The organism is Methylorubrum rhodesianum (genome assembly GCF_014199985.1).
Lineage (GTDB): Bacteria > Pseudomonadota > Alphaproteobacteria > Rhizobiales > Beijerinckiaceae > Methylobacterium > Methylobacterium rhodesianum.
The window spans coordinates 460,036-468,701 of record NZ_JACHOS010000002.1 but is presented as its reverse complement, the minus strand read 5'-3'; the positions used below and the strand labels follow the sequence as shown (position 1 = coordinate 468,701).

Sequence of the window (8,666 nt, the reverse complement as noted above, 5' to 3'; positions counted from 1 at the left end):
AGCGGTAGGGAGCAAGAGATGCACGGGGGCGGGGTGGGTCCCTATTGGACGCCGATCAGCCCCTCAGCCGGGTCCTTTTTCCACGCCGATACCCACGCGGACGTGTAACCACCGCGATCCGCGGGACGAAATCCAAAGAAAACGGCGAGACGTACGCGCCCCATCGTCGATTGCGGAGGTGAATATGAAAACGATCCTGTTTGCCGCTGCTGCGAGCGCCGCTCTTTACGCGTCGGCCCTCGCGCAAGGGGGTGCCCCGTACAATGCCAGTGGGCAACAGGCAGGGGGCCCGCGTGCGGGGATGGAGCGGCGTCTGGGAGTGTCGGTCAGCACCCCGACCGGGAGCCTTCTGCCGACACAGCGAAGGAGCGATGTTCGGAGCCGCTGCAGGCCGGATGGCAAGGGCCAATATGCCGGCGGCTACCGCGGCGAGTTGGCGCGCCGTGGATGCGCATAGCGAGGCTCGCTTGCCGAGAGGAATTCGGTCTGGTGCGCCGGGTGCATGGTCGGGCATCCGGGCGGCGACGCCGGCGCCTGACACCGCCCGATGAGGTGGGTCGAGTGCGGGCATGAGCCCTTTCCGCGACGACCGCCCGATCGGCCGGTTGCGGCATCGGCACGCGCGCACTTTCAGGGGTGAGCTGCGCGACGCTGATGTGCCAGCCGAGGTGACCCGGTTCGGCGAACGGGACGGCGTCGAGCTTCTCTCGCTGTCGAGTGCCGGGCGAGGATGGCCACGTGCACCGGCTCGTCACCTATCCAAACAGGGCGCACTCCATCGTGCGAGCGCGCCGCCATGGAGCCCGCGCAGGGCTTGATGGTCACCGCGGACCGACGGGATGCCCGCCCTTGGGAGCCGACGCCTCGGGGCATCCCTCGGGGAAGTTGCGCGGCAATCCCTGGCCCGCAGGGACCGGGTCGGCTATCCCCTCGCGCCTCGCTGAGAGCGACGCGATGGCTGCCGATTTCCACGACTGGGACAAATCAGACGCATGGCAAACCGACCACCCGGTCATCCGGGCATTCGGCCGCCTGCGCACCACGGTCGCCCTTGGGAAGCTCGCCGGCATCGCATCCCTACCCGCGAGGTTGAGCCCGCGGCAGCGGGGCGTCCTCCTGGCAGCCCTGGAGCGGTTGTACGCCGGTGGCGTCCGGCCGAGCCTGGCCGAGGACACCCGGCGAGGCCTGGGCGCGATGGCATCGACCGGCGAAGTGACGTCGCGTGGCGTCGGCTGGCGTCAACTTGCCCCGACGCTCGGCCTCGGGGCGGGAGCGTTCGATCCGGATCGAGCCGCGGAGGAAGGGCGGCACCATCTCGTCGCACAGCTGCTCGCGATGTCGCCCAGATACTGGGCCGACCCGGTTCAGGCCATTCTGTTCACGGCCCTGCAGTACGGCTTGGAAGTCGCCCTCCGTCGCGGACGCTGCAAGCCCGAGCCGCTCAAGACGGAAGCGGTGCTCCATTACATCCAAAGCGCGGTCGAGCACCGTGTGATCCCGGCCATGGACGAGGCGGGAGCCGGCCTGCCGGAAACATACACGCTCGACCTCGGCACCGCCTCCATGCAGGAGGGCCGGGATCTTCTCGCGGCGGACCTCGCGGTCGTCGCCGGCGTGCACGTCCTCGGGCGCCCGATGTACCGGATCGTCCTCTTCCAAGCCAAGAACGCGACCGCGACGGGCTTGACCGACGTCGGGAGGAACGAGGGACGGCAGCTCGACACGTTCCTCTCGACCGGGATGGGCTGGTACCTCTTCTACCCGGCCTGGGCGAGGAAGGGGGCCTTCATCACGACCGTCAGGCCGGCGACCGAGGTGTTCCACGATGTCTGGGCCCACGGTCAGGCGCCGGCCTTCGGGCAGGTCGACGCCTATGGCGGCGAGCGCTCGCCCGGGTGGGATTTCGCGTCGTTCGTCAGCATCGCCATGTCCTCCGGCCGCGACCTGTCGTTGGGGCGTCTCTTCCCGGACGCCGAGACCGCCGCCGAGGCTCTCGCGGACGACCGCAGGCAACCCTTGGCGGCCGACATCATCGCCATCGACCGGACGGGAAGGCTCGCGCTCCGCGACTTCATCGATGCGACCGCCAGCCTGGGGTACGGGGACGGACGGGTCTCGTCCTTTCCGTCCAGGCGTCATGCCGCGCACCGCCGCGACGAGGCGGGAAGTCCGGGCGACCCGTTTGCGCCCGGTTGGTGAGACCGTTCAGTCCGGCAGGCCGAAGGTCATCTCTCGGGCGAGGCAACCCGCGCGCAGCGAGGTGAGCCGGTCGCACGATTGGGCCAGCGTGCGGAGGACGTCCAGTTCCTGCGCGGGCGGCAAGAGATCGACGACCAGGCGCTCGACGTCGCGGTAGACGTCCTGCGACATCCAGGCGAGAAGGAACTCGGCCAAGCCGCGCCGCAGGGCTCGGTCGTCGCCGACGACCGCTCGGATCCGCCACTGCCACAGGCCCTTCTCCGCGTTGCCCAAATGGCGCCACACGGCGCGGGCGCCTGGGATATCCATGGGCAGGTCGGCAAGCTGGGCGTGCAAACGGACGATCATTTCCCCTGACGGAAGATCCCGTAGCGCCAAGACGAAGGCCTCCTCTCGCTCGGCGTCGGCCAACTCCGAGCGGACCGCGCGACGCCGGCGCGCGAGGTGCAGGAGGCTCAAGGCAGCGAACACCGCGCTTGCCGGCTCCGAGCCCTCCAAGGCGCGGACACCCGAGACGATTGCCGCCATGAAGGCCTCTGGATCGTCCTCGAAGAGCGGTTCGAGCCGAACGAGACGCCGGATGTCGTTGGCTTTCCAGGCGCGTGCGCCGGCGATGGCCCGCAGCCATTCCGCAGCGGCTGGCATGCCGCCAACCCTGTCCCGCAGGTCGGCACGGCCCTCAAGCTTCCCGAGCAGCGTTGGGAGCCACCTCTCGTCGGACAGAACGTCCCGGAAGGCGGCGAGGTAGTCTCCCGGGGGCGGTGCGCAGCGCTCGAAGAGGCGGGCTACCCCCCGTTCGATCGCGGGAGCAAGGATTTCCGCTTGAGCGAGGACGGCGGCGTCGAACGCGGTTCGGTCGCCTTCGACCATGGAACGCAGGCTGTGGAGCGCAAAGGCGTCGTCCCTGAAATCGAAGATGAGGTCGCTGACCGGCGCGGTCACGCCGAAGGCCAGCGCCGCCGTACCGTCCCCGCAGACCCGGAGCGGCGCGCCGTTCAGGAACGACAACAGGCGCCCGGGTTCGCCGCGCGCGCATCGAAAGCCTTGGGCGACGAACGCGGCGGCCTTCCCTCGAAGGTATGAGGATACTGGGTCGGAGGGCGCCCAGTGGCGTTGGATCTCCTCCAGGCACCGGATTGCCCGACCGCATCCTTCTTCCAGCGGCCAGGCGCCGTGCTCGATCGCCAGGATCGACAGCAGCGTGAACAAGGCGTGCTCGCGCTGCGTCAGCGGCGGTGTTCCGAACCGGTCGAACATGCCGATCCGGTCCCTCTCGCTCGGGACGTTGTCGCGTATCCAACGGTCGAAATCCTCTGCGACATCCGCCTCACGGAGCGGTTCGGGCAGCGCAAGGCGGGCAAGCCTCTTGATCGGGTGCGGGTCACCGTCGGTCGTCAGGTCAAGAGGTTGTACGCGCACGTGCTGTCTTCCTCTGCGGCTCCGGCCGTCGCGAATCCGCCACGTCGGCATTGTCCTTGCAGCCTTGCCGAAAGCAAAGTGGGGCGGACCGATAGGGCGGGCCCGCGAGAGCCATCGGGATGGCAGCTTCACCCGAAGTCGATCCCGCCCGCCGGTCGATTCTGGCCCCAGTTCCGGTTCCCGCCCCCGCAGGCGCAGGCACGACGGCCTTTTCGGGTTCGTGAAGCGGGGTCAGTCACGGCTCCTGTCCCGACCGAGCGCGGCCGACAGATCGCTTCCGCGCCTGGCTCCTGGGCTCGCGGACGCTCGTGGAGGCGCGTTCGACCCAGCGCATCCCGTCCGTCACCGGAGGCGGGCCAGACGGGGGCTGCCAGAGGCGTTCGGAAGGCCCCGTTCACGCCCTCCGTGCAGCCGCGACGCGCTGGCCTGATCGCGACAAACCCCACGAAGTTCAGCCTTCTCTGGCAATCGAGACAAACTTTGTTGAGAGCGCGCCTTCAGCGCACGCCAAAATCAGGACAGGCTTTCTAGAGAATTTATCCCGCCGGAGGGTGGGGGGCACGCCCGGCTTCTCCGATCATTCTTGCGCGGCCCCCATCCCGGCGGTTGGGTTGCTCAACCAGGCCGGCGAAGTGCGAACGAATTGTCATGGGGCCGCGTCCCGGACGACGTCGCGGAGCCTGCGGTCCCGCCGCGGATGCGCGACAAGGTTCGACGTTGTGGTTGAAGCCGACCCAGCTCGTCGGGAGATGTCGAGGCCCCGATCGATCCGGCGCAGCGAGCAAGTTCGGGCCGTGGCGGTGTCGAAACCGGTCGCCCTGGGTGCCGCAATCCGTCCCTGGCGTCCCCTTGCACTCAGATGGCCTTACGCTGGCGTGAGTGCAGCCTCATGGGAGCCCGCCAACTCCCCAAGCTCCGCCCCTCATCGGAGCGCAGGAGAGCCCTACGTTGTGCTATCGTGCCGAACGCATGAGCGCGCGACTAGGAGGGCTGCAGAGGCCGATTGTCATCAAAGTCAAAGTTCTTTGAGAGCAGCAGCACGCAAGGGCAATGTTCTAAGAGAGTCGAGTTAAATTCGATTGAGGAGGTCCCTCGGGCGGCCCCCGAAATCAGGACAAACTTCGTTGAGGAATTACACGACGGCGCGGGTCAGGCCCGCGCCGCCAAGCCGTCCGGCAATCCGTCGAAGGAATCGATCAGGAAGGCGCGGGCGCGGCTGACACGGCTCTTCACCGTGCCGACCTGACAGCCGAGCCGTTCGGCCGCTTCCTCATAAGTGAAGCCCTCGGCGCCGACCAGCAGCAGTGCCTGCCGCTGCGGCAACGGCAGCGTGCCGATCAGATTCATCACCATCCGCAAGCCCGCCGCGTGCTCCTGATCGGGATGGGCGGTGAGCGTGCCGGCGTGAACGCCGTCGGCGTCCTCCACCTCGCGCCGCCCCTTGCGAACCTCGGTGTAGAACTGGTTGCGCAGGATGGTGAACAGCCACGCCGTGAAGTTCGTGCCCGGCGTGAACCGCTCCCGATTCGCCCAGGCTTTGACCATCGTTTCCTGAACAAGGTCATCGGCTCGGGTCGGATTGGCGGTGAGCGAGATCGCGAACGTGCGCAGCATCGGCAGCGCCCTCACCAGATCATCGCGGAAGATGGCCTCGATCTTCCCGCCGTGAGCCGCGAGCGCGATCTCGAACTGCTGCAGAAGCTCGGCGAGTCGGCCGGGAAGGGGCGCTTGCCCGGCGAGGTCGAAGTAGTCGCGCAGAGCGAGGGTGAGGTGCCCCGTGACAGCATTTGCCGGTTCACCCTGGTTTGATCCGGGATCTTCTGGCAAAGTGGGATGAGTCGGTTCGTCGGGCATCCGAAGTGGTACCTCGGCAAGGGCGGGTGCAATGGGAGTAGTCGGTTCTCGGTAGCAATCTAAAAATGAACTGATCCTAAACGGGCGTTGAAAATGCGCATATCCGACGTCAGCCGCAGGACGGGCCGCCGGAAAAGCTGAGTCGTTTGTTTCCCAATTTTTCTCGACGACTGCCAGCTTAGAGGATCTCAAAGGCGGAAGATTACCGCATCGGGCGATTTACTTCTGGCTTGGCCGTACAGACTGGCATGTCTCGGCATGTCAGGTGTCGCCCTGCGAACCATCCGCAGCCGATCCCGGCCTCGGTATCGCTCAGCCGTCGCATCATGTCCGTCACGGGCGTCCACTTGGCAGCCGCAACGTCCGGCATAGCTTCGCTGAGGGCGCGCTCGATCCGCGACGCCGGAGGAGACCGGGCATGCTTGAAGAGTTCAAGAAATTCGCGTTGCGCGGGAATGTGGTCGATCTCGCCGTCGGCGTGATCATCGGCGCGGCGTTCGGCGCGATCGTCAATTCGCTGGTTCAGGACGTGATCATGCCGATCATCGGCGCGGTGACGGGCGGCCTTGATTTTTCCAACTACTACATCCCGCTCTCGTCCAAGGTGCAGTCGGGTATGCCCTATGCCGAGGCGAAGAAGGTCGGCGCGGTGATCGGCTACGGCCAGTTTCTGACGCTGGCAGTCAACTTCACGATCATCGCCTTCGTATTATTCATGGTGATCCGAGCCATGAACGCTCTGAAATCCCGGGAAGAGGCCAAGCCGAAGCCCGAGGCCGAGGTGCCGGAAGATGTGAAGCTTCTGGCCGAGATCCGCGATCTCCTAGCGGCGCGCAGGGCGTGAGCGTTACCTCCGGCCCTCATCCTCGCGAGGAGTGACCCCGAAGGCGTCGAGGATCCGGTCGAGCGCCTGTTCCACGGCTTCCGTACCTTCCTCGTGCGTCTTCAGCCGTGTCTCAAGCCGGCGGATCTGCGGCTCGAACTTTTCCGGAACGGTGGGTTCATCGCCGAGGTAGCGCGGCTCCGGCGCGGACTCGGTGAGGACCCCGCGCAGCTCGTGACCAAGATGGTCACGTACAGATTCCGGCAGTGGTGGGCTGTCGGCAAGCTTTTCGGGCGCTGTGTCGGGGCCGCTCATCGTCAGTCCTGATCTGCTGAAGCATCGTCTCGCACGAATAAACGATCGAAGACATAGACCGTTGCGTCCGACAACGCGGCGGAAAGCCGGTTTATGTGGGGAGCAGAGTACGACCGCTTCGCGAGATCGGCTTGGCGGTTCGCATGAGCGGTCCTCGCATGGAACGCTGCGCATCATCTCGAAGCCGATGCATAAAGAAACGGCCCCGACACAGGGTGCCGGGGCCGGTTGGTGCCGCCCTGATCGGGCGGCCCATTGAGCGAGTGCTTAGTCGAGCACTTCGATGATCCGATGACGACCATCCACCAGAACCGGACGATCGTTCACGACCGTGTAGCGGGTGCCACGGGTCACGTTGTACTCGGACGGGACGTCGTAGTAGGTCACGCCGGAAGACGGCAGCGTGGAACCGACGACGACGCGGCCGTCGTAGTCGTACGAGCGGACGTTGCGCTCACGGACATACGAACGGAAGCGCGGACGATCCTCGACGCCGAGAATGCCGCCGATCGTGCCGGTGGCGGCGCCGACCGCACCGCCGACGATGCCGCCGATCGGGCCGGCCGCTTCCGCGCCTTCCTGAGCACCGCGCTCTGCGCCGCGAAGGGTGCCCTGAGCCTGGGCCGCCATGGGCACGGCAAGGACGATGGCCGAGGCGGCGAGAAGGGTCTTGATCTTCATTCGAGCAACTCCGTCGTTGTGACGTCCGCCGCGATCCAGGCGCAGCGAAGCATGGGCCGGTAACGCCCGAGCCTCGAATTCGGATGCATGGAAAATCGAGAAAGGCCGAGATTGAACGAATCTGCCGGAAACGTAGGCAGTGGTTCTCGAAACCTGTCGTGGGGGAGGCGGATGCTTCCGCCGGGTCAGCCGGGCGAGCGCTCGGTCAGGAACCGCTCCATCCGCTCCAGCGCGCGGGCGATGTTCTCAGCGGAGTTGGCATAGGAGAGGCGCAGATACCCTTCCCCGAATACGCCGAAATCCGGCCCGCCGATCACCGCGACGCCTGCCTCGTCGAGGAGTGCGGTCGCCAATGGTTTGGCCTTCCAGCCGGTGCGGGAGACGTTCGGGAAGGCGTAGAACGCGCCCGTCGGCGTCGTACAGGAAACGTTCGGCAGGCGGTTCAGGCCGTCCACAACGAGGCGCCGGCGCCGGTCGAACTCGGCGAGCATGGCGGCGACACAATCCTGCGGACCGTCAAGCGCCGCAATGCCGGCCCACTGAGCAGCAGCATTCACGCAGGAGAACGAATTGACCGCGAGCTTCCGGGCGGCGTCGTAGAGGGGCTTCGGCCAGACCGACCAGCCGAGCCGCCAGCCCGTCATCGCGTAGGTCTTCGAGGCACCGTCGAGATAGATCAGCCGGTCGCGGATCTCGGGATAGGCGAGCAGGGACAGGTGCGCCTGCCCGTCATAGGTCATGGTGCCGTAGATCTCGTCGGAGAGAATGGCGAGGTCGGGATGGGCGGCAAGCCCCTTCACTAGGGCGCCGATCTCGGCCTTCGGCGTGACGCCGCCGGTCGGATTGGCCGGTGAGTTGACGATCAGAAGGCGCGTGCGCTCCGTGATCAGCGACAGCGTCTCTTCCGCCGAGAAGGCGAAGCCGTTGGCCTCGCGGATGGGGACCGGCACCGGGGTCGCCCCGGTGAACTCGATCATCGAGCGATAGATCGGGAAGCCGGGGTCCGGGTAAAGGATCTCGGCTCCGGGCTCGCCGAACATCAGGATCGCCATGAACATGGTGACCTTGCCGCCCGGCACGATCATCACCGAGTCGGGCGAGACCTCGACGCCGTGGCGGTGATGGATGTCCCGCGCCACGGCCTCGCGCAGCGGCGGAATGCCGACGGCCGGCGTGTAGCCGTGGTGGCCGTCGCGCAACGCCTTGAGGCCCGCCTCGACGATATGGGGCGGCGTCGGGAAATCCGGCTGGCCGATGCCGAGATTGACGATATCTCGGCCCTGCGCCGCGAGGGCACCGGCGCGGGCCAGCACCGCGAAGGCGTTCTCGTCGCCGATCCGGCCGAAGGAAGGCACGATACGCAGCATGGCTTCGA

7 protein-coding genes are annotated in these 8,666 nt (G+C 66.7%); 2 read left to right on the top strand and 5 right to left on the bottom strand.

What is annotated here, in order from left to right; all coding sequences use genetic code 11:
- Positions 1-738: 738 nt before the first annotated feature.
- Positions 739-2,199: a hypothetical protein gene (locus HNR01_RS04665; RefSeq protein ID WP_183666889.1), complete on the top strand. Its 1,461-nt coding sequence runs from the start codon at positions 739-741 to the stop codon at positions 2,197-2,199.
- A gap of 6 nt (positions 2,200-2,205) precedes the next feature.
- Here the strand turns inward: HNR01_RS04665 and HNR01_RS04660 are convergent, their stop codons facing one another.
- Positions 2,206-3,618, bottom strand: coding sequence for a hypothetical protein (locus tag HNR01_RS04660; RefSeq protein WP_066922167.1), 1,413 nt, complete (start codon positions 3,616-3,618; stop codon positions 2,206-2,208).
- A gap of 1,149 nt (positions 3,619-4,767) precedes the next feature.
- Complete coding sequence (locus tag HNR01_RS04655; protein WP_153874026.1) at positions 4,768-5,472, bottom strand: sigma-70 family RNA polymerase sigma factor; 705 nt, start codon at positions 5,470-5,472, stop codon at positions 4,768-4,770.
- Between the two features lie 418 nt (positions 5,473-5,890).
- On the opposite strand from HNR01_RS04655, the gene mscL reads away from it, so the two are divergent.
- A complete protein-coding gene (mscL, locus tag HNR01_RS04650) occupies positions 5,891-6,316 on the top strand; it encodes a large conductance mechanosensitive channel protein MscL (RefSeq protein WP_017485850.1) in 426 nt (141 codons plus the stop codon).
- Positions 6,317-6,319: 3 nt separating this feature from the next.
- Here mscL and HNR01_RS04645 read toward each other — a convergent pair whose 3' ends face one another.
- The 3 genes from HNR01_RS04645 to HNR01_RS04635 all read right to left on the bottom strand — a co-directional run bounded on the left by HNR01_RS04645 (position 6,320) and on the right by HNR01_RS04635 (position 8,658).
- Positions 6,320-6,610 carry a hypothetical protein gene (locus HNR01_RS04645; protein WP_183666887.1) on the bottom strand — a complete coding sequence of 97 codons (291 nt, stop codon included), beginning with the start codon at positions 6,608-6,610 and terminating at the stop codon, positions 6,320-6,322.
- A gap of 267 nt (positions 6,611-6,877) precedes the next feature.
- Positions 6,878-7,291 (bottom strand): DUF1236 domain-containing protein, encoded by a 414-nt coding sequence (locus HNR01_RS04640; protein ID WP_183666885.1) that lies wholly within the window; start codon positions 7,289-7,291, stop codon positions 6,878-6,880.
- Between the two features lie 185 nt (positions 7,292-7,476).
- Positions 7,477-8,658, bottom strand: coding sequence for a pyridoxal phosphate-dependent aminotransferase (locus tag HNR01_RS04635; RefSeq protein ID WP_183666884.1), 1,182 nt, complete (start codon positions 8,656-8,658; stop codon positions 7,477-7,479).
- Positions 8,659-8,666 lie beyond the last annotated feature (8 nt).

What these genes read in the sequence shown, in the direction of transcription:
- HNR01_RS04655 (WP_153874026.1), bottom strand. Translation starts at nt 5,472, where the DNA reads ATGCCCGACGAACCGACTCATCCCACTTTGCCAGAAGATCCCGGATCA.
- mscL (WP_017485850.1), top strand. Translation starts at nt 5,891, where the DNA reads ATGCTTGAAGAGTTCAAGAAATTCGCGTTGCGCGGGAATGTGGTCGAT.
- HNR01_RS04645 (WP_183666887.1), bottom strand. Translation starts at nt 6,610, where the DNA reads ATGAGCGGCCCCGACACAGCGCCCGAAAAGCTTGCCGACAGCCCACCA.
- HNR01_RS04640 (WP_183666885.1), bottom strand. Translation starts at nt 7,291, where the DNA reads ATGAAGATCAAGACCCTTCTCGCCGCCTCGGCCATCGTCCTTGCCGTG.
- HNR01_RS04635 (WP_183666884.1), bottom strand. Translation starts at nt 8,658, where the DNA reads ATGCTGCGTATCGTGCCTTCCTTCGGCCGGATCGGCGACGAGAACGCC.